Consider the following 23,445-nt stretch of genomic DNA (forward strand, 5'->3'; position numbering starts at 1 on the left):
CGTGTGTCACCCCCGATCGTTGCCGCACGGCCGCGCCCGTGTTCCTGTATCTCCTTCATGAAGATGGACCATCGGAACCGGCCTCGGTGCCATCGGTACGGTGGCGGGAACACTGGGAACTGCAGGCGCGCGATAGGCCTCCAATGGAACAGGGAATTTTCGACCGGAACAGGCCATGACCGAAACCCTCGCCCGCGACGCGTTTACCGTCGCCACCCGATACTGGGACACGCTCGCGGACGGTCGCGTGCAGTGCGATCTGTGCCCGCGGCTGTGCAAAATGAAACCCGGACAGCGCGGGGCCTGTTTCGTGCGTGCCAACCTCGATGGCGAGGTGGTGCTGACGACCTACGGACGCTCCAGCGGCTACTGCATCGATCCGATCGAGAAGAAGCCGCTGAACCACTTCCTGCCCGGCACGCCGGTGCTGTCGTTCGGCACTGCGGGTTGCAACCTGGCCTGCAAGTTCTGCCAGAACTGGGACATCAGCAAGTCGCGCGAACTCGATACGCTGATGGATCGGGCCGACCCGGAAACCATCGCGCGCGCGGCTGTCACCACCGGTTGCCGAGCGGTGGCTTTTACCTACAACGATCCGGTGATCTTCCACGAGTATGCCCAGGACGTCGCGAGGGCCTGCCGGGAGCAGGGGATCCGTACTGTGGCGGTAACCGCGAACTACATCAGCGAAGCAGCCCGGGCCGAGTTCTACGCGGGCATGGACGCGGCCAACGTGGATCTGAAGGCCTTCTCCGAACGCTTCTATCACCGGCTGACGGGTGCGCACCTGCAGCCGGTACTCGACAACCTCGAGTGGCTGGTGCACGAAACCGGGGTCTGGGTGGAACTGACGACGCTGCTGATCCCCGGCGAGAACGACGGCGACGACGAGATCCGCCAAATGTGCGAGTGGGTGATCGAGAGGCTGGGCCCGCAGGTGCCGATGCATTTCACCGCATTCCACCCGGATTTCCGAATGACCGAGTATCCGCCGACCCCGGTGGAGACGCTGCGCCGTGCGCGGCGGATCGCGCGCAACGCGGGCGTGCATCATGCCTACACCGGCAACGCCTGGGACCCCGATGGCCAGTCGACCTGGTGTCCGGCCTGCAACCGCAAGCTGATCGGCCGTTCCGGCTATGAGATCACCGCCTGGAACCTGGACGGTGAGGGCCGCTGCGATGTCTGTGCGACGCCGCTCGCGGGTGTGTTCGAATTGGCCCCCGGCCAGTGGGGCGCGCGCCGCGTTCCGGTCCGCCTTGCCGAGTTCGCCCCGCACCCGTAGGGGGCAAGGGGTCGAAGGCCGTCATCCGCCGTGGGACCCAGGGGCCGGCAGCGCCGTCGGGGTTTTCCACCGACGACCGGCGGATGGCGCTGAGCAATTGCGTCCCGCGGCCGACCGGCAGTGCGAGATATCGCGGTGGCTTGCTATGCTTGCCGCGCGATGCGGATCCTGTTTCTGACCCACAGTTTCAACAGTCTGAGCCAGCGCCTGTTCGTGGAACTGCGCCGGTTGGGGCACGAGGTGTCGATCGAATTCGACATCCACGACGACGTGACCCGGGAGGCAGTGGCGTGGTACCGGCCGGAGCTGGTGATTGCCCCGTTCCTGAAACGCGCGATCCCGGAATCGGTGTGGCGGAGCACGCGCTGCTGGATCGTCCATCCCGGACCGGTCGGAGACCGCGGACCGGCGGCGCTCGACTGGGCGATCGAGGAAGGCGTGCGCGAATGGGGGGTGACCGTCCTGCAGGCGGACGCGGAGATGGACGCAGGCGACGTCTGGGCCTCGGTGGCGTTCCCGATGCGGGCGGCAACGAAGAGCAGTCTGTACCGGCGCGAGGTCACCGACGCGGCGGTACAGGCGGTCCGCTTGGCGCTCGAACGCCTCGCCGATCCGGCTTTCCGGCCGCTGCCGCTGTCCCGCAACCCGGATGGCTCGCGCGGACGCTGGCGGCCGGCGCTGAAGGCGTCGCAGCGTGCGATCGACTGGCAGCGCGACGATCGCGACACGGTTCTGCGCCGGATCCGCGCGGCCGACGGATTTCCCGGGGTCCACGACGAGATCTTCGGCCTGCCGGTGCGGGTGTTCGGTGCCTGGCCGGAATCGCGGCTGCGCGGCGAGCCCGGCGCGGTGATTGCGACCCGCAACGGCGCGATCTGCCGTGCGACCCGCGACGGCGCGGTCTGGATCACCCACCTGCGTCCGATCGGCGGCGACCAGCGCGACCTGAAACTGCCGGCCGTGCAGGTGCTGGGGCAGGAACGGCTCGCGGGTGCCCCCGAACTGCCGCTGGATTCGTTCGCGTCCGCGTCCGACGGCGGAACCTGGCAGGAGATCCACGCCTGGACCGACGGCGATGTCGGCTACCTCGCGTTCGAGTTCCACAACGGGGCGATGGCGGCCGAACAATGCGGGCGCCTGCGCGAGGCCTGGGAACGGCTGCGGGCGACGCCGGCTCGGGTGCTGGTGCTGCTGGGCGGAAGCGACTTCTGGTCCAACGGCATTCACCTGCACCGGATCGAGGCTGCGGAGCAAGCGGCCGAGGCGTCCTGGGAGAACATCGAGGCGATGAACGACCTGACCCGGGCGATCATCGAGACCGACGACCGGCTGGTGGTCTCGGCGCTGCGCGGTAACGCCGGGGCTGGGGGCGTATTTCTGGCGCTGGCCGCAGACGAGGTCTGGTGCGCACCCGGGGTGGTGCTTAACCCGCATTACAAGAACATGGGCAACCTCTACGGCTCGGAATACTGGACCTACCTGCTGCCGCGCCGGGTGGGGCCGGACGGGGCCCAGGCCATCATGACCAACCGCCTGCCGCTCGGGGCCCCGGAGGCTCGCGAGCAGGGGCTGGTCGATGCGGTATTCGGGAGCGACGCCGCGGCGTTTTTCGCGCTGGCGCAGCAGCGCGCGCAGGATCTGGCCGCGTCCGGGGACCTGCCCGTCCGCGTGCAACGCAAACGGGCGCAGCGCCGCCGCGACGAGGCCGAAAAGCCGCTGGCCGCGTACCGTGAGGAGGAAATGCAGCGGATGCACCTGAATTTCTTCGGCTTCGATCCCAGTTACCATGTGGCCCGCTACAATTTCGTGCACCGGGTACCACACTCGCGCACGCCCTTGCACCTCGCACTGCACCGGCGCCGGGGCGCCGGGACGCGTGTCGCCCACGCCGCAAGGAATCCCTGATGAGTGAACGCTTTACCGTCTCCATCGAACCGCAACTGGCGCAGGAGTTCGACGCTTACATCAAGCGCAAGGGCTATAGCAACCGTTCCGAGGCCGTGCGCGACCTGATCCGCGGCGCGCTGGCGAAGGAGCGCTTGGGCGAGGCCGGGAAGGGCCATTGCGTCGGGGTGTTGAGCTACATGTACGATCACCACGAACGCGAACTGAGCAAGCGCCTGACGCAAGTCCATCACGCGAATTACAACCTCACCGTGACGACGTTGCACATGCATCTCGACCACGATCTCTGCGTCGAGTCGGTGTTGCTGAAAGGCCATGCCGCCGACGTACAGGCTTTCGCCGAGTCGGTGATGGCGCGCCCCGGGATCCGGCACGGGCAGCTGCACCGCATTCCACTGGATCAGGCGCCGGCGCAGGGCCCGGCGGCGATGGCGCATGGACACGGGCTTGGACATGGGAACTGACGGCAAGGCCTCGCGCTGGCGCCGGGTCCACCGCAGTCGCCGGGGTGCGTTGTCGGCCCCGGGATGCAGGTGAACCCGGTCGGGATCGTCGCGGCCGGCCACCCGGCAACCGCCGATGCCGCGGCACAGATCCTGGAGGCCGGCGGCAACGCCTTCGATGCGGTGATTGCCGGCCAGTTCGCGGCCTGCGTCGCCGAGCCGGTGCTCTGTTCGCTTGGCGGCGGTGGATTCCTGCTGGCCCGGCCCCGGGCCGGGCCCGTGCAGGCGCTCGATTTCTTCGTGCAGACCCCGATGCGCAAGCGGCCCGTCGATGAGATCGAGTTCCTGCCGATCGTCGCGGATTTCGGCGACGCCCAGCAGGAGTTCCATATCGGCCTGGGGTCGGTGGCAACGCCCGGCATGGTGCGCGGCCTGTTCGCGGCCTGGCGCCGGCTGGCGAGCCTGCCGATGTCGGTGCTGGTCGAGCCGGCGGTGCAGCTGGCCCGCGAGGGTGTGCGGGTCAACGCGCTGCAGGCGCACGCGTTCCGGATCGTGGGCGCGATCTACCGCCATTCCGAGGCCTCCCGTGCGCTGTTCGCGAGCCCGACGCGCGCCGGGTCGCTGGTGGTGGAAGGCGATCGCCTGCAGCAAACGGCGTTCGCCGATGTGCTCGAGCGGCTGGCGTGCGACGACGGCGAGGCATGGTTCTACACCGGCGAGTTTGCCCACCAGGTGGTCGATCTGTGCCGAGGCGGGGGCGGCCATCTCGAACTCGACGACCTGCGCGGTTACCGGGCCCCGTGGCGCGAGCCGCTGGCGCTGGAGTACCGCGGGCACCGGATCTGGACCAACCCGCCGCCGGCCTCGGGCGGGCTGCTGTCGGGCTTTGCGCTGCGTCTGCTGGAAGCCTCCGGTCCGGCACCGGCGGCCTTCGGGTCGGCGGATCACCTGCACCGGCTGGCACGGGTAATGGAACTGACCGACCGCGCGCGGCTCGAGGCCCAGACGGTCGATGACACGGCGCTGGATCCCGCAGCGCTGCTGGATCCGGAATTGCTGGAGCGCTACCTGCGCGACATCCGGGGCCGGCCGATGGCGGTCCGCGGCACTACCCACCTGAGCGTGATCGATGCGGCCGGCAACGTCGCGAGCCTGACGGCCAGCAACGGCGAGGGCTGGCGGAGTGCTGATCCCGGATACCGGGATCATGCTGAACAACATGCTCGGCGAGCAGGATCTGAACCCGGGCGGGTTCTTCCGCTGGCACGAGAATCAGCGCCTGACCTCGATGATGGCGCCGACGGTCGTGCAACACGCCGACGGGCGCGAGGTCGCGCTCGGCTCCGGCGGCTCGAACCGGATTCGTACCGCGATTTTGCAGGCGCTGGTGAATCTGCTCGACTTCAGCATGCCGCTGGCCGAGGCCGTAGATGCGCCGCGCCTGCACCTCGAGGAGGGATTGCTAAGCGTCGAGGCCGGATTCGACGATGCGCAGGCCCTTGCGCCGCTGCTCGAGGCCTGGCCCCGGCATCGGGTATGGGGTGGACGCAGCCTGTTCTTCGGCGGCGTGCACGCGGTGGCTCGGGGCGCGGATGGCCTCGATGGGGCCGGGGATATGCGCCGGGGCGGGATCGTGCGTCGGGCCGGATGAACGCGTTGCAGTACCGGTCCTGAACCTCGACCGAACCCCGGAAGCAGGACAAATGTGGCGCAAACGGGTAGGCTTTCGTGCGGCCTGATCTGAAGTCAACGAGGCCCCGCGTGCGCGTGTAAGGCGCGCGCATCCGGGCATTGGTCGACATCGGCTTCGCTGCCGAAGGATTCCGGTTTGACCCGCCTCGCCCGATGGGCGGAGACAAGTCGAATCATCGGGTCGCGTGACGAGCGCCGCGGGTATGCGCTCGAATTTCTGACGAGACGGATCAGCGCATGTTTACGTATATCGACCCCTCAGTCCGCGCGCGGCTGCTGGCGCAAGGCAAACTGGAACGGATCAACGCGGACGGCCGGCGGATCGATGCCACTTCGGCCGATGTCCCCGCCGAGCCTGCCCTGGACATCCTCGGTCCGATCGCGCTGCCGGTCGCGATCACGGAGGAACCGCTCACGGCCCAGTGGTATGCCTTCGTACGCCGTACGGAACTGGCCCGGGTCCAGGATCTCGCCACCGAACTGCGGGAAAAGGGTGGTCAGCACCTGTTCGCGTCGCTCACCTCGTCGATGGCGGTCAACAGCCTGCTCGAGATCGGGAATCCGGATCCGTCGCGCGAGCCGCTGGTTCGGGTGCACTCGAATTGTCTGACCGGCGACGTGTTCGGTTCCCGCCGCTGCGACTGCGGTCCGCAGCTCGCGGCCGCCATCCGCCAGATCCAGACCGACCCCGCCGGGGGGTACCTGGTCTACATGGCCGGCCACGAGGGCCGGGGGATCGGGCTCTGGGCCAAGGCGGCGACCTACCTGCTGCAGGACGCAGGCGAGAACACCTACCAGGCGAATCGCAGTCTCGGGCTACCGGACGATTCCCGCGACTTCACCGATGCCGCGTCGATCCTCAAGTGGAAGCTGGGGGACCGCCCGTTCCGGCTGCTGACGAACAATCCGAAGAAGCTCCAGGATCTGGCGGAGCACGGACTCACGAACGCCCGCAGGGTGAAACACTTGGCCGGAGTGGACGAATGCAACCGGCGTTATTTGCGCGCGAAGCGGACGTGGGGGCACGCGATCTCCGAAGAGGACCTGCATTGCTGACGCTCGGATGACCGGCGCGGCCCGCCGCGCACGGTCGCTGCGCATGCCTTCGCGCACATTGCAGGAGGGCGATGACTGCCGCACGCGGGACGGATCGGGGGTTCGCAGCACGGCGGCGTATTGGTTCGGGAAGCCCGGGCCGGTATGATAAGCAGTATTATAAAAAACTCCTACTGTGCCCATGAAACCCGACCGTCGGTCCAGAAGAAACGCCGCCCGCGCGCTTGCGCTGACGCTCGGCATCATCGCCGCGGCGCTGGCGTCGAGCGCGCTCGCCCATTATCCGTGGATTGTCGCCGCCAGCGATGGGGACGGCGAGGAGCCGGGTTTCCGCATTCATTTCGGCCACGCGTTTCCGTCCGACCGTCTGCTGGCGCCGGAGGCGGTGGCCGCTGTGCGCTGGGTCGATATGGCCGGTGAAGTGCAGGAGCTGGACGTCGACGGGGCGGGGTTGCACCCGTTGCCGGCAGGCGGCGGACTCCTGGTTGCGGAACAGACGCCGATCTTCTGGAGCCGGACCCACGAGGGTGGCCGCCGCGCGTCGCGCGAGCAGTATCCCGACGCGTTCAGCTGCAGCCAGTCGGGCAACGCGATGAAGGCAATCGTCGGCCGGGAATCCGGCGTGGCCTGGCAGTACCGGCACGGGCATGCGCTGGAACTGGTGCCCCTCAGCGACCCGGCATCCCTGGATCCCGGCGATTCGCTCGAGCTGCGGGTGTTGCTGCACGGCGAACCCTGGGTGGGCGAGGTGAAAGCGACGTTCGCGGGGTATCGCGGGCAGGACGAGCAGGACTACGCGGTGACGGTATCGACCGATGCCGAGGGGGTAGCCCGGATCGTGCCGGCGACGGTCGGGTACTGGCTGGTGCGCGCGCATGCCAGCGAGGACTATCCCGACCCGGATGTCTGCGATCGCCGCAACTACTATTCCACGCTGACCTTCGTGGTCCGGTGAGCCGGGGCCGTGGCGGGCGTGCGGAAGGGTACAGCGCCCAACCCGGCCGCGCGATGCCGGCTGGGAGGTCGCGCGCCACTTTCCGGGTGTGAACCCATCGGCGGGCAGGGCGGCGCGGGTGCGCAGCGATCTGCCCGCCGGCACAAGTCCCGGGGCCTCGCTGTTGCGCTGGCCCTGACGGTGTCGATCCTGGCACCGCCCGCCTCGGGCCACGCGCTACTGCACCAGGTGCTGGAGGGCGACGCGGTACTCGTGCGGTTCCATTTTTCCGATGGCGACCGGCCTTATTTCGAGACCTACCAGGTGCTGGGCCCGGACGATGCCCGGCCGTTCCAGACCGGGCGCATCAATGCCCTGGGCGAGGTCAGTTTCCGGCCGAACCGTCCCGGCCGTTGGAAGGTGATCGTCGCGACCGAGGACGGTCACGGGGCCGAGGCGCGTATCGACGTCGATCCCGGGTCGCTGGCGGTCGCCGATCCGGGCGGCGCCGGCCTGGCGCAGGCCGCCCGGCTGTCAGCCGGCGTCGGCTATCTGCTGGGGGCCTTCGGTATCGTCGCGTTGTGGCGTCTGCAGCGCGCTCGGCGCAGCCGCGGCTGACATGCATATCCCCGACGGACTGATCTCGCCCCAGACCTACCTGCCGGCGCTGGTGCTGGCCGTGCCGCTGTGGTGGTGGGCCGGTCGGCGGTTCACAGCCGCGGTCGGCGACGAAGCGCTGCCGCGGCTTGCGGTATTCACCGCGCTGGCGTTTCTGCTGTCGAGCCTGATGCTGCCGCTGCCGGGGGGTACGTCCGGGCATGCGATCGGCGTCGCGCTGCTGGCGCTGGTGTTCGGACCCTGGGTCGCGTTTCTGGCGTACACGCTGGTGCTCGTGCTGCAGGCGCTGGTGACGGGGGCGGGCGGGATCACCGCGCTGCCGGTGAATGCGCTGGTGTTGGGCTTCGTCGGAGCCTGGGCCGCCTGGCTGCTGTTTCATTCGCTGCGCCGGGTGCAGCCCGCTTTCGCGGTACTGGCGGCGGTCTTCGTCTCGGTGCTGCTGTCGGCGTTGCTGGTCGCGCTGGTGCTGGGTCTGCAGCCGTGGATCGCGCGCGCGCCGGACGGCAGCCCGCGCTTTTTTCCGTTCGACTGGTCGGTGACGCTGCCGGCGATTGTGCTGCCGCACGTGTTCATCGGTCTCGGCGAAGCCGTGCTGACATTGCTGGTGTGGCGTCATGCCTGCCGGCGCCGCTGGGCGTCGGTCGCCTGCGAGCGGGAGGCGTGACGCGATGACGGCTTCCCACTCCGTTCGGCTGGTGCTCTACCTCGCGGCGGTCGTCGCAGTGACATTGGTGCACGACCCGCGGCTGCTCGCACTGGCGCTGGCCGTCGTGCTGCTGGCGTCAGGGCCGGGGCGCGCGGCGCTGCTGCTGCGCGCGCTGCGACCGGTGTTGTGGGTGCTGGTGCTGATCTCCGGCGGCTACCTGCTGATGGGGGTTCTGACCCGGCAACCCGTGCTGGATGCGCTGGTACTGATCAACGTCCGGGTGCTGCTGCTGGCACTGCTGACCGCCTGGATGGTGCACGCGGTGAATCTGGACCGCGCGCTCGTGCGCTGGCCGCGGGCCCGGCGCTGGCTGGTGATTGTGCGCGGGCAGATCCTGTTGTTCCGGCGGCTGGCGCAGGACTACCGTCTCGCCCAGCGCAGCCGGACCGTGCTGGCGCCCAGCTTGCGCCAGCGCTACCTCGGCAGTGCCGCGGTGGGGCTTGCGGCGCTCGACAAGGGGGTCCATAACGCGGAGCTGGTCACGCAGGCGATGCGCTCGCGCGGTGCGCTGCATGACTGAGGGTGCTCCGCTGCTGGAGCTGCGCGGGGTCGACGTCGCCTACCCGAACGGGCGCAGCGCGCTCGCGGGCGTCGATCTCACAATCAGGCGTGGTGAGCGCGTGGTTCTGCTTGGCACCAACGGCTGCGGTAAGAGCACATTGCTGCGGGTGCTCGATGCGCTGATCACGCCGACCGTGGGCGAGTTTCGCTTCGAAGAACGGCGGGTCGATGTCCGGACGGCGCAGGACCGGGCCTGGCAGCAGGATTTCCGCAGGCGGGTGGTATTGATGTTCCAGCACCCGGAGGCGATGCTGTTCAATCCGACAGTGCGCGAGGAGATCGCCTTCGGTCTGAGGCACCTTCCGGATCCCGACCGTGAGGTCCGCGTCCGCGCCTGGGCGGATCGACTGCGGCTCTCCGGGTTTCTCGACATGCCACCGTTCGAACTCTCCGGCGGCGAGAAACAGCGGCTGTGCCTGGCCTGCCTGCTGGCGGTCGAGCCGGAAGTCCTGCTGCTCGACGAGCCGACCGCGAACCTCGATCCGCGCACGGTCGGCTGGCTGCTGCAGTGGTTGCGCGAGCGTAGCATCACCTCTGTGGTCGCGACCCACCAGATGGCCCAGGTGCCGCAACTCGGCGACCGCATCGTGATCCTTTCGGAACGGCACCGGGTGGTGTACGACAGCCTTGGCGCCGGTGGACCTCCGGATCGGGATCTCCTCGTTGCGCAGGGCCTCGCCCACGCCCCGTAAGCCGGGCCGACAAGGGACGCGCAAAATGCGGCGCCGGGGTTGCGCGGGTGTCGAGGGCTGGCGTTGGCGGCGCGTTTTGCGGATCATGTGCGCCCCGCCGACGGTACCCCGAGGCGGCAATCCCCGCTGGGCCACGGTTGTCGCAGGGCCGGTACGGGGTTCACGACATTCCGGGGCCGGGCGAGCATAACGGGGCTCGGGCCGATCGACTTGAGGAGAACGACAATCATGGTGGCAGGGCTCGACGAAAAACTGGAACCGATCTACCAGGACGTGCTGCGGCGGAACCCGGGAGAGACCGAGTTTCATCAGGCGGTGCACGAGGTGCTGGAAACCCTGGGGCCGGTGCTGGTCAAGTACCCGGAATTCGCCGAGCACAAGATCATCCAGCGCATCTGCGAGCCGGAGCGCCAGATCATCTTCCGGGTGCCCTGGCAGGATGATCGCGGCAACACGCATATCAACCGGGCGTTCCGGGTCGAGTTCAACAGCGCGCTGGGTCCGTACAAGGGCGGCATGCGCTTTCACCCGTCGGTCTACCTCGGGATCATCAAGTTCCTCGGGTTCGAACAGATTTTCAAGAACGGCTTGACGGGTCTGCCGATCGGCGGCGGCAAGGGCGGCAGCGATTTCGATCCGAAGGGCCGTTCGGATGCTGAGATCATGCGCTTTTGCCAGAGCATGATGACCGAACTCTACCGCCACATCGGCGAGTACACCGACGTGCCGGCCGGCGATATCGGCGTCGGGCAGCGCGAGATCGGCTACCTGTTCGGGCAGTACAAGCGCATCACCAACCGCTACGAGTCGGGCGTGTTCACCGGCAAGGGCCTCGACTGGGGTGGCAGCCGGGCGCGTCGCGAGGCGACCGGCTATGGCGCGGTGTTCTTCACGCAGGAGATGCTGCAGGTACGCGGCGACAGCCTCGAGGGCAAGACCTGCGTAGTCTCCGGCTCGGGCAATGTCGCGATCTACGCGATCGAGAAGATCCACGCGCTGGGGGGCAGGGTGATCGCCTGTTCCGACTCCAATGGCGTGATCGTGGACAAGAACGGTCTGGACCTGGATCTGATCAAGCAGATCAAGGAGGTCGAGCGCCGCCGGATCAGTGCTTATGCCGAGGAGCGCCGGGATGCCAGCTATCTGCCCGACGGCAGTATCTGGACCGTGCCGTGCGAGGTCGCGCTGCCCTGCGCGACGCAGAACGAGCTGAACGGCAAGGATGCAGCCACGCTCGTCTCGCAGGGCTGCATCGCGGTCGCGGAAGGCGCGAACATGCCGACCACGCCAGAAGGCATCAAGGTGTTCCAGGAATCTGGTATCGCCTTCGGACCCGGCAAGGCCGCGAACGCCGGCGGGGTCGCGACCAGCGCGTTGGAGATGCAACAGAATGCAAGCCGCGATTCCTGGTCGTTCGAGTACACCGAGGAGCGGCTGCGCGAGATCATGATGAACATCCACCGCGACTGCCACGAAACGGCGGAGGAGTTCGGCGCGCCGGGCAACTACGTGGTCGGTGCGAACACCGCGGGCTTCCTGCGCGTCGCGAACGCGATGGTCGCGCTGGGACTGGTCTAGCAGGACGTAGGCGAGGCCGGCACGGAATCGGGCCCGCCGGGCCCCGCTCCGGTGCCGGCGTGACGCGTATGGCCGGGGTGGTGGCGGACTGTCTTGAGCGCGGCCGTCAGCGGCCGTGCGCATCCCAGTCGAAGCCGGCCAGATGGGCGAGTTCCTCGGGTTCCAGCACGTCCTCGAACCGGCGCCCGCGGATGATCCAGGTCGGGTAGTTCGCGATTCCCGCGCTCACACAGGTCGCGGCCATCGGCGTCCCACGGCCTCCCGGTGAACATTCGACGTAGGGCAGGCGTTCGGCGGCCGCGCCGAACAGGCGCTGCTGTTGCCGACAGCTCGGACACCAGGAAGCGCCGTAGTACCGCGCACCCGAGGCCTCGAGGTGTATGGCCAGTGCAGCCAGACGGGGATCCTCCGGCCGGCTCAGCAGGTCGCTCTGGTAGAGGTGCAGCGCCACGACCAGCGCGGCTCCGGCGCCAGCGCTGCGCAGCAGCCACGGACCCCAGCCCATCCCGGGCGCGGCGCCCGGGCGGCGCAGGAAGACGGCGACCAGTAATGCGCTGATCACCGCCAGCGACGCCAGGCACCAGGCACAGAAGGTGCCGAGCGAGAACCAGCCCACTGCCGTCAGGTACAGGCTCACGGCGACGCCGATGAAGGCCACGAACCACAGCCGGCGCCAGCGCTTGAGCCGGGGCGGCATACGGTAGGCGATCCCGCCGATCAACGCGTACAGCAGGAAACCCCAGAGCGCGATCGGCAGCCCCAGCAGCGAAGACCAGCGACTCTGCTGGATCAGGTCGCAGCCCGAACCCTCGGCGCAGAGCGCGGGGACCGTGCCAAACCACGCGACTGCGGTCAGATACCCGGTGACCAGCATGCCGGCGAGCGCCAACCCCACGACCATCCAATCCGGTGCGGTCTGGCGCGGCGTTCCTGCGGTCGCGCCTGTCTGGGTGCGGGCTGTCTTGCCTTTGCTGCGCCTTCGTTTCGCCATTACCCGGCCTCTTCCGATGTTTCCCCGTCCATGGTCCCGTTCCCGCGCCCCTGGTTCAATCCGCGTGGCGGCGCATCCCGTCTCCGCGCGCCGGGAGACAGCGCCCGCTGCATCTCCGCAATCGCGAAGGTCTCGATCATATCGACTCCCCGCCGGTGCAGGCGTATCGCCAGCGCGGGATCTGCAACCTCGTAGACCGCGATCCGCGTTCCCGGCAACCGCAGCTCACCGTCGCGCGGCAGTCCCTCTACCGCACAGAAAAGGAACTCGGGGCGCATCTGTGCCAGCGCCGACCGGTCGCGCCATCGGCCGATCACTCCTCCGATCGCATGCCAGCCGACCGGCCCGGATTTCCGCTCGAGCCGTTCCCGGGCGACGCTGAGCAGTGCCGCGGAGCGGGCGATCAGACAGCAGCGGCCGGCGACAGGTTGCAGTTCCGCGGCGATCGCGTCGAGCACGTCCGTCACGCCGAACGGACGGATCGCGATCGACTTGGCCTCGACGAACGCACAGACGTCTGGATGGTTCTCGAGAAAGGCACGCAGCCCCGATAGCGGCAGCAATGGTGTGCCGTGAAACTGCTGTCCAAAACGGCCAGGCTCGTGGGCCGAAAGCCGCTCGAGGTCCGCGTACCGCCATCGGTGCACCACGCCGCTGACACCACAAACCCGGCGCAGCCCATGGTCGTGGAACAGCACCGGGACCCCGTCGGCCGCAAGCTGCACGTCCACTTCGACGAATCGTGCTCCGGCAGCCGCTGCCGCTTCGAGTGCGGGCAGGGTATTCTCCGGGTACCGGGCCGCATAGCCCCGGTGTGCAATCAGTTCCGGGCGGGAAGCCGTACGCACGAACGCCTCCAGCTCGCCGTTCACGAATCCGTGTCCTCGCGTGCCCAGCCGCGGGACAGATCGACCGCGCGCAGCCAGCGCCGGTACAGCCGTTCGCGTTCCGGCTCGGGCAGGCCCGGCGTGTACCGATTGCGTACCCGCCAGTGGCGTGCCAGTTCCGTACGGTCGCCCCAGAAACCCGTCGCCAGTCCCGCAAGGTAGGCCGCCCCGAGCGCGGTGGTCTCGACCGTTTCCGGCACCACCACCGAACTGTCCAGGATGTCGGCCTGGAACTGCATCAGCACCGGGTTTAGCGCCGCGCCGCCGTCACAGCGCAACTCCGAGAGCCGGATCCCCGAATCCCGCTGCATCGCCTCCAGCACGTCCCGGGTCTGGTAGGCAATGCTCTCCAGCACCGCCCTGGCCACCTGCGCCTTCCCCGTGCCGCGGGTGAGGCCAATCAGCAGGCCTCGGGCATGCGGATCCCAGTGCGGTGCCCCGAGCCCGGTCAGCGCCGGTACGAAGTAGACACCCTCGTTGTCGGCAACGGAACGCGCGAGCGCCTCGGTCTCCGTGGCCGAGGCGATCATTCCCAGCCCGTCCCGAAGCCACTGCACGGCCGCCCCGGTGACGAAGATCGCACCCTCCTGGGCATACTCCACGGGCTCGTCGCCGATGCCCCAGGCGATCGTGGTCAGCAGGCGCTGGCGGCTGGGCACGGCGGTGGTGCCGGTATGCTGCAGCACGAAGGATCCGGTGCCATAGGTGTTCTTGGCCATGCCCGGTTCGTGGCAGGCCTGGCCGAAGAGTGCCGCCTGCTGGTCGCCGGCGATTCCTGCGATCGGAATCGGCCTGCTGCCGGGAAAAAGCTCGGGGTCGGTATGCGCATAGATCCACGACGACGGCATCACTTCGGGCAGCAGCGCCGCGGGAATGTCCAGCAGATCCAGGATGTCCGGGTCCCAGCGCAGCTCGTGGAGGTTGTACAGCTGCGTGCGCGACGCATTCGAGTAATCGGTCACGTGCGCGCGTAGCCCGCTCAGTCGGAACACCAGCCATGAATCGATGGTACCGAACGCGATCGTGCCGCTGCGCGCACGCTCCCTCAGATCCGGATCCTGTTCCAGCAGCCAGTGCAGCTTGGTGGCCGAGAAGTACGGGTCGATCAACAGACCCGTGCGCTCCTGCAGCCAGGCTTCCAGCCCCCGGTCGCGCAGTGCGTCGCAGAATTTGGCGGTCCGCCGGTCCTGCCAGACGATCGCGCGCCCCAGCGGTTGCCCGCTGGCCCGATCCCACAGCACCACGGTCTCGCGCTGGTTGGTGATCCCGATACCCTGCAGGTCGTCGGAGCGAATGCGGCCGTCGCGCAGCGCCTCGCCGATCACCCGCAGCGTAACCATCAGGATCTCCTCGGCATCGTGTTCCACCCAGCCGGCGCGCGGATAGTGTTGCGTGAACTCCGCGTAGGCCCGGCTGCAAACCCGCCCCCGGTGATCGAACACGATTGCGGTGACACCGGTCGTGCCAGCGTCGATCGCGAGCATGTATCGCTCCGCCATCCAACATCCCTCCTTTCGGCAGCGCCGGGACCCGGCAGATCCGCCCCCGGCCGGAAGGCCTGGCGGGCGACGGCGCTCCGCGGCCCCGGTCCGGTCAATCGTCGGCGTCGACCGTTTCCAGTGACCCCAGCCAGTGCTCGATATGAAGCCGCAGCGCCTGCGGCTCCTCCGCATGGATCCAGTGTTCCGCCTCCACCACCGCGATGCTGTGCGAAGGGATCGCCCGCAGCAGGGACTGAGTCCGCCCGCAATCGCCAAAACGGCTGCCCGACGAGAGCAGCACCAGCGTGGACGCCCGCAGCCCGTTCCAGGGCGGCATCGGACGTACCGTTTCGCGAAGGGACTGCAGATAACTTGCGACCGGGACATAGCGCAGGTCGTGCAGCGGTGAGCCGTAGCGCCGCGTCAACGCCTGCCGGTCGCGCCCTTCGGCCATTTTCCGGCGCGTCTCGCGGTCCAGTTGCTCGAGGTTCAGGGTGGGTAGCGAGCGGCGGCGCAGTCCGAGCCGATTGGCCGCCAGCACTGCGGCGGTCAGCGGCCCGAGCAGCCCCCGCGCCCGAGCGAGCATCGCGAGCGCGCCAGACAGCGTCTCGGCCACCATCGGCTCGATCAGGATTAGGCCGCGCACCCGTTCGGGGAAACGCAGCGCAAACCGTGCGGCTACATTGGCACCCAGGCAGTGGCCGCCGATCACGCAGTCCGCGAAGCCCTCCTGGTCCAGCATCGCGGCGAGATCCGCGACCCAGTCTTCCGATCGGATCGGCTCGCGGACCACCGACGATCCCTGGCCCCGCAGGTCGGGTACCAGCACGGTCCAGCGTTTCGCCAAGCTGCTGTTGCGAATCAGTTCGTTCCAGCGGCTTCCGTTGCTGGCGAGCCCATGCAACAGCACCAGCGCGCGATCCGCCCGGCCCACCCGCCGGAAGTGCACCGGACCCGCGCCCAGCCTGCGCATTTCCTGTTCCATCGCGAAAGCATACGGCAGTGGTACGGGAAACTGAATCGGGGGCAGCGATAACCGGATCACGGTCAATGCTGGCGCGGCAGTCGTCGAGCGTACTTATCTTGTAGTAGGCGCGGCTACCCATGGCGCGATAGCGCTCCTATGACTGAAGCAAAAGATCCACCGGATCGGCGCAAAATTTCGGTTCTTTCGTTTGTATTTTGCGGGTCGATGCACTAGTTCCATCTACCCAAATGAAAAGTTCTCACGACCTGAAGATGGCCCGCCGAACACTCCTGGATAGCCGATGGGTCGTCGTGGTCCGTGGTGACTCCTGACTCCTGCACGCCGCCAGTATGGGTGTTATGACAGATCAACCGCGCCACCGGCGCCGGAGCGATTCTTGAGACAGACGAACGTCCGTCGCGCGGAATTCCTTCGAGGCCGGTTCACGGCCCGGAGTCGTCCGCTGCGCCCGCCGTGGTCGCTGGACGAGGCCAGGTTCACCGACCTGTGCATGCGCTGCATGGACTGCGAACGGCACTGTCCCGAGGGCATCGTGGTCCGGGGAAGCGCAGGCTTCCCGGAGATCGACTTTGCCCGGGGCGGGTGCACGTTCTGCGGCGAGTGTGTGACGCACTGCCTGCCGGGTGCACTGTCCGCCGGCGAGATCGGCGATCGCTCTCCGTGGGACCTCGGGCTGGAGTTCACCGCCGCCTGTCTTGCGCAGGGGGGCGTGGTCTGTCGAAGCTGCGCGGACCACTGCGTCGCCCGTGCGATCCGCTTCCGGCCACATCCCGGCGGTGCGTTTCTGCCGGCGCTCGATCCCGATTACTGCACTGGCTGCGGCGCCTGCCGGGCGGCCTGCCCGGTCGATGCCGTCCATCTGTATCGCAATCCCGGTCCGGACCGCCGCGGGTCCGCCGGCCAACTGAAGAGGAACGGATGATGAATCTCTCAGGAATCGTAGTGATCTGCCCGCCCGAGCGGCTGGAAAGCGTGGCATCAGCGCTCAGGGAGCTCTCCGGTGTGGAAGTCCATTACCAGGATCGGGACCAGGGCAAGATCGTCGTGGTTCAGGAGGCTCTCTCGATCGAGGCCGAGATGAATGGACTGCGCCGCATCAAGGCCCTGCCGGCCGTGATCCTTGCCGACATGCTCTACCACTACTTCGAAGAAGACCCCGAGATCCTGGAAGGCCTGCAGAACGTGCGCCGGAATCGGCCCGGAAAGGGCCCTGACATTTCCTCGTCCACGCTTCCGCGCTGACGTTCACGGCCAGCGGCCACCCTGAATGATGAAATGGCGAGCCACGGAAAGCACGGACAGGCACGGACAGGCACGGACAGGCACGGACAGGCACGGACATCGGGTTGGATCCGTCTCATCTCCCGAGATTTCCGTGTCCTTCCGTGGCTGCCTTGTCATGTCAATGAGCATCGCGATCGGCTGCGCATTTCCGTACCACGGATTGCCGGGACGCGAAGGGCGGCTGCTTTCACGTCAAGGCCCCACGACCGCGACAAGAACAACGTATTGATCCTGGAGGAACCCTCTGATGACAGTCTCCCGACGGAATTTCCTGAAAGCCGGCATTGCCGCTAGCACCGCATCGATGGCCGGCCTCTCGCTCGGCCCGGCCTCCCTCGCTGCCGCCCAGCAAACCGAGCAGGACTGGCAATGGGACAAGACCGTCTGCCGCTTCTGCGGCACCGGCTGCGGCCTGATGCTCGCCACCAAGGATGGCCGCGTGGTTGCCCAGAAGGGCGACGTTGAAAACCCGGTCAACCGGGGCTGGCAGTGCGTGAAGGGCTATTTCAACGCCAAGATCATGTACGGCCAGGACCGGCTCACGCAGCCCCTGATGCGCATGAAGGACGGCCAGTTCCACAAGGAAGGCAACTTCGTCCCGGTGTCCTGGGAGCAGGCATTCGACGAAATGGAGCGCCAGCTGCGCAAGACCTACGCGGAAAAGGGTCCGGAGGGGATCGCCTGCTTCGGATCGGGCCAGTGGACGGTGCAGGAAGGCTACGCGATGAACAAGCTGTTCAAGGCGGGCTTCCGTTCCAACAACCTCGATCCGAATGCGCGCAACTGCATGGCCAGCGCGGTGGTTGGTTTCTACAGCGTCTTCGGCACCGACGAGCCGGCCGGGACCTACGATGACATCGAGCACACCGACACGATGATCCTGTGGGGCTCGAACATGGCCGAGATGCACACCGTGCTGTGGTCACGGATCATGAACCGGCGCATGGGCAATCCCGATGTGCGGGTCGTGAACCTGACGACGTTCCGGAACATGAGTTCCGATGGCGCGGACCTGGAGATCATCTTTAAGCCCAATACCGATCTTGCGATCCAGAACTACATCGCGCGCGAGATCATCGCGCGCGATGCGGTCAACTGGGACTTCGTGAACAAGCACTGCATTTTCGCCACCGGCCCCAGCGACATCGGTTACGGGCTGCGTCCCGACAAGGAATACGCGTTCCCCGCGGAGCAGGATATCATCGCCAAGGAGCTGAAGGTCACGCTGGACAAATACGAGGCGATCGGCCAGCGCCGCAAGGAAGGCGAAGTCGTGGAGCAGAACAGCCGAGGCAGCGCCGGCGCCCACTGGAGCATCAGCTTCGAGGACTACAAGAAGGCGCTGGAACCGTACACGCTGGAGTTCGTGGCCGAACTCGCGAAGGGCGACGACTCCGAATCGCTTGACGACTTCAAGGCGAAACTGCAGCAGCTCGCGGATCTCTACATCGACGCCAACCGCAAGGTCGTGTCGTTCTGGACGATGGGATTCAACCAGCACCAGCGCGGCAGCTGGGTCAACCAGCAGGTCTATGCCAACCACCTGCTACTGGGCAAACAGTCGCAGCCCGGAAACGGCGCGTTCTCGCTCACCGGTCAGCCGACCGCGTGCGGGACCGCACGCGAGGTCGGAACCTTCGCACACCGCTTGCCGGCGGACCGCCTGATCGGGAACCCCGCACACCGGGAGTTCACCGAGACGCACTGGAAGCTGCCCGCAAAGACCATCAACCCGAAGCCCGGATCGTTCTACGGCAAGATCATGCGCGACCTGGAGGACGGCAGCGTCACCTGGGCCTGGGTGCAGGTCAATAACCCCTGGCACACCCATCCCAATGCCAATCACTGGATCAAGGCGGCGCGCGAGAAAGACAATTTCATTATCGTTTCCGAGGCCTATCCGGGCATCTCGGCAAAGGTCGCGGACCTGATCCTGCCGGTCGCGATGATCTTCGAGAAGTGGGGCGCCTACGGCAACGCCGAGCGGCGCACCCAGCACTGGCGCGAACAGGTGCCGCCTCCTGGCGTGGCGCGAGGCGACCTGTGGCAGATTCTGGAGTTTTCCAAGCGCTTCACGGTCGGCGATTTCTGGGGTGAACAGCCGGTTCCCGGGCTGAAGGCCGCGGGATACGAGGATGGCAAGCTCCCGAGCATCCTCGCGGAGGCCGCGGAGAAAGGCTACTCGCCTGACGACAACCTGTACGAGGTGCTGTTCGCCACCGCGGATAACAGGACGTATGCCTGGCCGGATCCGGTCGCGAAGGGGCGGGACAATCACACGGTCAACCTGCTCGGTGACGGCTGGTTCGTCGAAAAAGCGCTGTGGCAGGAGTACGTGCACTTCGGTCGCGGCGTCGGCAAGGATCTGGCGGACTTCGATGTCTACCATCGCGACGACGTGCGCGGCCTGCGCTGGCCGGTGGTCGACGGCAAGGAGGGAACCTGGCGTTTCAACGAGCAGTACGACCCCTACGTCACCGAGGGCGCCGGCTTCGAGTTCTACGGCAAGCTCGCCAAGGCCATCCCCAGCGGCGACCTCGACGGTGTCACCGACGCCACGCCGGCGCCGCTGCCCGGGAAGGCGAAGATCTTCTTCCGACCGTACGCGGCCCCGGTCGAACAGCCCGACGCCAACTACGACCTGTGGTTCTCGACCGGTCGCGTGCTCGAGCACTGGCATTCCGGAACCATGACCCGGCGCGTGCCCGAGCTGCACCGCGCGGTGCCCGCGGCAGTGCTGTGGATGCACCCGGAGGACGCGCGTGAGCGCGGCCTGCAGCGCAACGACCTGGTCTGGCTCGAGTCCCGTCGCGGGAAGGTGCAGATCCGGGTAGAGACCACCGGGCGCAACACGATGCCCAAGGGTACCTGCTACGCGCCGTTCTTCGACGAGGGCGTCTTCATCAACAAGGTCTGCATCGACGCGGCCTGCCCGATCTCGAAGGAAAGCGACTACAAGAAGTGCGCCGTGAAGGTGTACAAGGTCTGAGCGGGGGAGGTCGGGGCACGTCATGCCGGGTACGAGCAGCAGCCGCAGGTCCTTCCTGATCAAGCTGGTCCAGGGCGCGAGTCTCGCGGCCTCGGCCGGCCTGGTCTGGACCTACGTGCTGCGCAACCAGGCTCGGGCGACCCCGTTCGCGCTGCGTCCACCGGGCGCACGCGACGAGGCGGATTTTCACGCGCTGTGCATCAAGTGCGGCCAGTGCGTGAATGCCTGCCCCTACGACACCCTGCGCCTGGCAACGGCCTGGGACCCGCGTCCGATCGGCTCTCCGTATTTTCTGCCCCGGGAGTACCCCTGCCTGATGTGCCCGGACATCCCCTGCCAGGCGGCGTGCCCGACCGGCGCGCTGTCGGGGAAACTGGAAGACATCGAAGACGCCCGCATGGGGTTGGCGGTGATCGATACCGAGACCTGCCTGTCCTGGCAGGGACTGCGCTGCGAGGTCTGCTATCTCAGCTGTCCCGTCAAGGGCAAGGCGATCTCGGTGGAGCGTCGCGCGGGGCTTGCCGGGGGCTATGCCCGCATGGTGCCCTGGGTGCATTCGGATCACTGCACTGGCTGCGGGGTCTGCGAGAACCGCTGCCCGACCGAAGTGGCTTCGATCCGGGTCGTTCAGGCAGACCTCGTGCAGGGGCGGATGGGGGGGCATTACCAGATGCAGGCCACCGATCCGGGCGGCGTGATGGTCTTCGACCCGCCGCCAGCGGTGGAGCCCGGACACGCGCCGTCAGACCCGCCGGCCATTCCGGGGCTTGATGCCCTCAACCTCGGTGATCTGCCGTGAGCAGCGACCAGACTCCGCACACGGCCTCGAACGGCCGGCCGATTCGGCTCTACCGGTTGCCGGACAGCCTGTCCGGGAAGCTCTGGGTCTGGCGCTACCTGATCCTGCGGCGCATCACCCAGTTCTCGGTGCTGCTGCTGTTCTTTGCTACCGCGCATTGGGCCTGGGGCCTCGTCGGCGAGCCGCTCTTGTCGGGCAACCTGAGTTCGTCCAGCGTCGTCGGCCTGGTGCCGCTGGCCGACCCGTTCGCGGTGTTGCAGATCCTGTTCACCCGCCACCTGCTGTCGACCGAGGTGCTGATCGGGGCGGCCATCGTGCTCGTGTTTTACGCGCTGATCGGCGGACGGGTGTTCTGTTCCTGGGTCTGCCCGGTGAACGTGGTCACCGACTTCGCCGGATGGCTGCGCAACCACTTCGATCTCGGCAACGCACTGCATTTAAACCGCAGCCTTCGCTACTACGTGCTCGCACTGGCGCTGCTGCTGTCACTGATCACCGGCCTGGCGGCCTTCGAATGGGTCAGCCCGATCGCGATGCTGCACCGCGAGGTGATCTTCGGGATAGGCATGGGGCTGATCGGCGTCGCCGGGATCTTCCTGTTCGACCTGATGGTTCTGCGCCACGGATGGTGTGGCCACCTGTGCCCGCTCGGGGCGTTCTATGCGGTGGTCGGCAAGGCAGCACAGCTGCGCGTGCGCTTCGATGAGAGTACCTGCACCCGCTGCGGCGAGTGCATCCGCGTCTGCCCGGAACCCCAGGTGCTCAATCTGAACCAGGCCGCGGAACGCGGTCTCGTCACCTCGGGCGAGTGCACCAACTGCGGGCGCTGCGTGCCGATCTGCCCGGAGGACAGCCTGAGTTTCGACCTCAGACCCTGGATTGCCCGACATGACCAACGACAACGAGCCAACCGAACCATCGGCTAGGAGAACACAATGAAATCGCGCGCGTTCATCGGATTTGCAATGCTCGCCCTGGTGGGTTTCGGCCCCACACAGGCGGGTGACCAGACCTTCGATCCGGACCAGATGGGCTTGAGTCCGGTCAGCGTGTTCGAGATTCCAGCCCCGGAGGCATTCACGTATCCCGACACGCGTCCAGGCTCCGGTGAGACCCTGCCGCGGGGATTCCCGGGTGCGCCGCCGCAGGTGCCGCACCGGATCGAGACCTACCTGCCGATCACGCTGCAGAGCAACCGTTGCCTGGGCTGCCACGACGATCTCGAGATGATCGGCCAGGAACTGGCGGCAGATGATCCGACGCCGATGCCGATGACGCATTACATGGAGGTCGAGGGACGGGTCGTCCCCAGTGGCGAGAACCATGTCTGCACCCACTGCCACGTTCCCCAGGCGGACGTGCCGCCGTTGACCGGCTCGACGTTCTGACCAGACCCCGCGGCGGCTCGCAGTCATGGCCGCCGCGGGAAGGCAGGTGCAAGGACCGCGGCGAAGAGACGGCCTCTTGCATGCCGCGTCGGCTGAGCAACAATGCCAGCATGACGTCCAGCCGTCTCCAGCGGTATTACGACCGGAACACCGACCTGTTCCTGCGCATCGGCAGTGGCGGTCCGGCGCTGGCGCTGCACCGCGGCCTCTGGCCTCCCGGGGTACACAGCGGTCGGGAAGCCGCCCGGCAGATCCACCATCGGGTCGCGGATGCGATTCAGCGCGCCTTTCCCGACGGGCCCCGCACCGTCCTGGATCTGGGCTGCGGCGTCGGCGGCACCCTGTTCGATCTCGCCGAGCGCTTCCCCGGCAGCCGGTTCATCGGGGTCACACTGAGCGGGCGCCAGATAACCATCGCCCGGGAACAGGCGCGGCGGCGGGGTCTCGCGGAGCGCTGTAGCTTTCTGCAGGCTGATTTCGAAACGATCTCGCTCGGGCAGCGAGCCGATGTGATCATCGCGATCGAGTCTTTTGCCCACGCAAGCCGCCCCGATCGCTTCCTGGCGACCTGCCGCCAGCACCTCGCGAGTCGCGACGCGCGGGTGATCGTGGTCGACGACTTCCTGGATGCTTCCGTCGCCACTGCAGGGCCCGCGGAGAGCGCCAGGATCGAGACCTTCCGCTCGGCGTGGAACCTGCCGGGCCTGGGCACGCTGGAAGATTTCCTGGGGCTGGCCACCCGGGCGGGGCTGCGCCATGCGGGAACGCGGGATCTTTCATCGTGGATCCGGACCGACCGCCTGCGGGATCGGCTGGTCTCCGGCATCAGCCCGGTCGCCGCGCGGCTGGGTCTGCACCGGTTCCCGTTCTGGGCCAACGTAATCGGTGGCAACGCGCTGTCCGCGGCGATCCGCGACGGCCAGGTCCGCTATTGCATGATCACCTGCACCAGGCCGGTCGGTGCCGTTGGCCGGGTAGCAAAGCAACCTTGAGAGAAGAGCAGACATCGTGGATAGCGACGCAATCCGCGATGTCTACGCACCTGTGATGGCCTCTGGCGTGAGGCACGCGAATGGCAAACAAGGGGCCACGCGAGACCGGTGAAGGCTGTCGGGTTTTCCGAAAGGTCTTTCCCGGCGCTGCGCGCCGGCGGCCTTCTGCTCCAGCA

General features: G+C 67.4%; 22 protein-coding genes and 1 pseudogene. 19 read left to right on the forward strand and 4 right to left on the reverse strand.

The window, feature by feature from the left end:
* The first annotated feature begins 175 nt into the window (after positions 1-175).
* The 12 genes and pseudogenes from amrS to gdhA all read left to right on the forward strand — a co-directional run bounded on the left by amrS (position 176) and on the right by gdhA (position 11,470).
* Positions 176-1,285 (forward strand): AmmeMemoRadiSam system radical SAM enzyme, encoded by a 1,110-nt coding sequence (gene amrS, locus TVNIR_RS06110; RefSeq protein ID WP_015258121.1) that lies wholly within the window; start codon positions 176-178, stop codon positions 1,283-1,285.
* A gap of 135 nt (positions 1,286-1,420) precedes the next feature.
* Positions 1,421-3,190, forward strand: a complete 1,770-nt coding sequence (locus tag TVNIR_RS06115) for a hydrogenase maturation protein (RefSeq protein WP_015258122.1) — start codon at positions 1,421-1,423, stop codon at positions 3,188-3,190.
* Complete coding sequence (gene nikR / locus TVNIR_RS06120; protein ID WP_015258124.1) at positions 3,190-3,654, forward strand: nickel-responsive transcriptional regulator NikR; 465 nt, start codon at positions 3,190-3,192, stop codon at positions 3,652-3,654. The genes TVNIR_RS06115 and nikR overlap by 1 nt, the downstream gene beginning before the upstream one ends.
* 63 nt (positions 3,655-3,717) lie before the next feature.
* Positions 3,718-4,752, forward strand: a pseudogene (locus TVNIR_RS06125) (gamma-glutamyltransferase); the annotation flags it as partial.
* A gap of 100 nt (positions 4,753-4,852) precedes the next feature.
* Positions 4,853-5,284 carry a gamma-glutamyltransferase gene (locus TVNIR_RS20955; RefSeq protein ID WP_250635768.1) on the forward strand — a complete coding sequence of 144 codons (432 nt, stop codon included), beginning with the start codon at positions 4,853-4,855 and terminating at the stop codon, positions 5,282-5,284.
* Between the two features lie 278 nt (positions 5,285-5,562).
* The gene (locus tag TVNIR_RS21010) at positions 5,563-6,381 is read left to right on the forward strand and encodes a GTP cyclohydrolase II (RefSeq protein WP_015258126.1); all 819 of its coding nucleotides are present in this window, start codon (positions 5,563-5,565) and stop codon (positions 6,379-6,381) included.
* Positions 6,382-6,562: 181 nt separating this feature from the next.
* On the forward strand, positions 6,563-7,336 hold the full coding sequence (locus TVNIR_RS06135; RefSeq protein WP_015258127.1) for a DUF4198 domain-containing protein: 774 nt from the start codon (positions 6,563-6,565) through the stop codon (positions 7,334-7,336).
* Between the two features lie 180 nt (positions 7,337-7,516).
* Positions 7,517-7,933 (forward strand): hypothetical protein, encoded by a 417-nt coding sequence (locus TVNIR_RS06140; protein ID WP_015258128.1) that lies wholly within the window; start codon positions 7,517-7,519, stop codon positions 7,931-7,933.
* Position 7,934: 1 nt separating this feature from the next.
* Positions 7,935-8,597, forward strand: a complete 663-nt coding sequence (locus tag TVNIR_RS06145) for an energy-coupling factor ABC transporter permease (RefSeq protein WP_015258129.1) — start codon at positions 7,935-7,937, stop codon at positions 8,595-8,597.
* Between the two features lie 4 nt (positions 8,598-8,601).
* Positions 8,602-9,159 carry a hypothetical protein gene (locus tag TVNIR_RS06150; RefSeq protein WP_015258130.1) on the forward strand — a complete coding sequence of 186 codons (558 nt, stop codon included), beginning with the start codon at positions 8,602-8,604 and terminating at the stop codon, positions 9,157-9,159.
* On the forward strand, positions 9,152-9,892 hold the full coding sequence (locus TVNIR_RS06155; RefSeq protein ID WP_015258131.1) for an energy-coupling factor ABC transporter ATP-binding protein: 741 nt from the start codon (positions 9,152-9,154) through the stop codon (positions 9,890-9,892). The genes TVNIR_RS06150 and TVNIR_RS06155 overlap by 8 nt, the downstream gene beginning before the upstream one ends.
* A 228-nt stretch (positions 9,893-10,120) precedes the next feature.
* Entirely contained in the window at positions 10,121-11,470 is a 1,350-nt protein-coding gene (gdhA, locus tag TVNIR_RS06160) for an NADP-specific glutamate dehydrogenase (RefSeq protein ID WP_015258132.1), read from the forward strand.
* A gap of 106 nt (positions 11,471-11,576) precedes the next feature.
* Here gdhA and TVNIR_RS06165 read toward each other — a convergent pair whose 3' ends face one another.
* The 4 genes from TVNIR_RS06165 to TVNIR_RS06180 form a co-directional block, all read right to left on the reverse strand.
* Positions 11,577-12,461 carry a vitamin K epoxide reductase family protein gene (locus TVNIR_RS06165; RefSeq protein ID WP_043739457.1) on the reverse strand — a complete coding sequence of 295 codons (885 nt, stop codon included), beginning with the start codon at positions 12,459-12,461 and terminating at the stop codon, positions 11,577-11,579.
* Entirely contained in the window at positions 12,461-13,333 is an 873-nt protein-coding gene (locus tag TVNIR_RS06170) for a glycerophosphodiester phosphodiesterase family protein (protein ID WP_015258134.1), read from the reverse strand. Before TVNIR_RS06170 ends, TVNIR_RS06165 begins: the two co-directional genes overlap by 1 nt.
* The gene (gene glpK, locus TVNIR_RS06175; protein ID WP_043739458.1) at positions 13,330-14,847 is read right to left on the reverse strand and encodes a glycerol kinase GlpK; all 1,518 of its coding nucleotides are present in this window, start codon (positions 14,845-14,847) and stop codon (positions 13,330-13,332) included. Before glpK ends, TVNIR_RS06170 begins: the two co-directional genes overlap by 4 nt.
* 94 nt (positions 14,848-14,941) lie before the next feature.
* Positions 14,942-15,802, reverse strand: a complete 861-nt coding sequence (locus TVNIR_RS06180; protein ID WP_237251761.1) for an alpha/beta fold hydrolase — start codon at positions 15,800-15,802, stop codon at positions 14,942-14,944.
* A 391-nt stretch (positions 15,803-16,193) separates the two neighbouring features.
* On the opposite strand from TVNIR_RS06180, the gene napF reads away from it, so the two are divergent.
* From napF to TVNIR_RS06215, 7 genes are all read left to right on the forward strand, one after another.
* Positions 16,194-16,739 (forward strand): ferredoxin-type protein NapF, encoded by a 546-nt coding sequence (gene napF, locus TVNIR_RS06185; RefSeq protein WP_015258137.1) that lies wholly within the window; start codon positions 16,194-16,196, stop codon positions 16,737-16,739.
* Positions 16,739-17,059 carry a chaperone NapD gene (locus TVNIR_RS06190; protein WP_237251762.1) on the forward strand — a complete coding sequence of 107 codons (321 nt, stop codon included), beginning with the start codon at positions 16,739-16,741 and terminating at the stop codon, positions 17,057-17,059. The genes napF and TVNIR_RS06190 overlap by 1 nt, the downstream gene beginning before the upstream one ends.
* Before the next feature lie 289 nt (positions 17,060-17,348).
* Entirely contained in the window at positions 17,349-20,090 is a 2,742-nt protein-coding gene (gene napA, locus TVNIR_RS06195; RefSeq protein ID WP_015258139.1) for a nitrate reductase catalytic subunit NapA, read from the forward strand.
* A 22-nt stretch (positions 20,091-20,112) separates the two neighbouring features.
* Complete coding sequence (napG, locus tag TVNIR_RS06200) at positions 20,113-20,889, forward strand: ferredoxin-type protein NapG (protein WP_015258140.1); 777 nt, start codon at positions 20,113-20,115, stop codon at positions 20,887-20,889.
* Entirely contained in the window at positions 20,886-21,815 is a 930-nt protein-coding gene (napH, locus tag TVNIR_RS06205) for a quinol dehydrogenase ferredoxin subunit NapH (RefSeq protein WP_015258141.1), read from the forward strand. The genes napG and napH overlap by 4 nt, the downstream gene beginning before the upstream one ends.
* Positions 21,816-21,824: 9 nt before the next feature.
* Positions 21,825-22,277 (forward strand): nitrate reductase cytochrome c-type subunit, encoded by a 453-nt coding sequence (locus TVNIR_RS06210; protein WP_015258142.1) that lies wholly within the window; start codon positions 21,825-21,827, stop codon positions 22,275-22,277.
* Positions 22,278-22,357: 80 nt separating this feature from the next.
* Entirely contained in the window at positions 22,358-23,269 is a 912-nt protein-coding gene (locus tag TVNIR_RS06215; protein WP_157092207.1) for an SAM-dependent methyltransferase, read from the forward strand.
* The last annotated feature ends 176 nt before the right edge of the window (positions 23,270-23,445 follow it).

Source organism: Thioalkalivibrio nitratireducens DSM 14787, assembly GCF_000321415.2.
GTDB lineage: Bacteria > Pseudomonadota > Gammaproteobacteria > Ectothiorhodospirales > Ectothiorhodospiraceae > Thioalkalivibrio > Thioalkalivibrio nitratireducens.

Bases quoted from the DNA above. Each gene is read 5' to 3' on its own strand.
- napG (WP_015258140.1), top strand. From the start codon at position 20,113: ATGCCGGGTACGAGCAGCAGCCGCAGGTCCTTCCTGATCAAGCTGGTC.
- TVNIR_RS06210 (WP_015258142.1), top strand. From the start codon at position 21,825: ATGAAATCGCGCGCGTTCATCGGATTTGCAATGCTCGCCCTGGTGGGT.
- amrS (WP_015258121.1), top strand. From the start codon at position 176: ATGACCGAAACCCTCGCCCGCGACGCGTTTACCGTCGCCACCCGATAC.
- TVNIR_RS21010 (WP_015258126.1), top strand. From the start codon at position 5,563: ATGTTTACGTATATCGACCCCTCAGTCCGCGCGCGGCTGCTGGCGCAA.
- TVNIR_RS06215 (WP_157092207.1), top strand. From the start codon at position 22,358: ATGCCGCGTCGGCTGAGCAACAATGCCAGCATGACGTCCAGCCGTCTC.
- TVNIR_RS06190 (WP_237251762.1), top strand. From the start codon at position 16,739: ATGAATCTCTCAGGAATCGTAGTGATCTGCCCGCCCGAGCGGCTGGAA.
- TVNIR_RS06145 (WP_015258129.1), top strand. From the start codon at position 7,935: ATGCATATCCCCGACGGACTGATCTCGCCCCAGACCTACCTGCCGGCG.
- TVNIR_RS06135 (WP_015258127.1), top strand. From the start codon at position 6,563: ATGAAACCCGACCGTCGGTCCAGAAGAAACGCCGCCCGCGCGCTTGCG.
- nikR (WP_015258124.1), top strand. From the start codon at position 3,190: ATGAGTGAACGCTTTACCGTCTCCATCGAACCGCAACTGGCGCAGGAG.
- TVNIR_RS06150 (WP_015258130.1), top strand. From the start codon at position 8,602: ATGACGGCTTCCCACTCCGTTCGGCTGGTGCTCTACCTCGCGGCGGTC.
- gdhA (WP_015258132.1), top strand. From the start codon at position 10,121: ATGGTGGCAGGGCTCGACGAAAAACTGGAACCGATCTACCAGGACGTG.
- napA (WP_015258139.1), top strand. From the start codon at position 17,349: ATGACAGTCTCCCGACGGAATTTCCTGAAAGCCGGCATTGCCGCTAGC.
- TVNIR_RS06180 (WP_237251761.1), bottom strand. From the start codon at position 15,802: ATGCGCAGGCTGGGCGCGGGTCCGGTGCACTTCCGGCGGGTGGGCCGG.
- glpK (WP_043739458.1), bottom strand. From the start codon at position 14,847: ATGGCGGAGCGATACATGCTCGCGATCGACGCTGGCACGACCGGTGTC.
- TVNIR_RS20955 (WP_250635768.1), top strand. From the start codon at position 4,853: ATGCTCGGCGAGCAGGATCTGAACCCGGGCGGGTTCTTCCGCTGGCAC.
- TVNIR_RS06165 (WP_043739457.1), bottom strand. From the start codon at position 12,461: ATGGCGAAACGAAGGCGCAGCAAAGGCAAGACAGCCCGCACCCAGACA.
- TVNIR_RS06155 (WP_015258131.1), top strand. From the start codon at position 9,152: ATGACTGAGGGTGCTCCGCTGCTGGAGCTGCGCGGGGTCGACGTCGCC.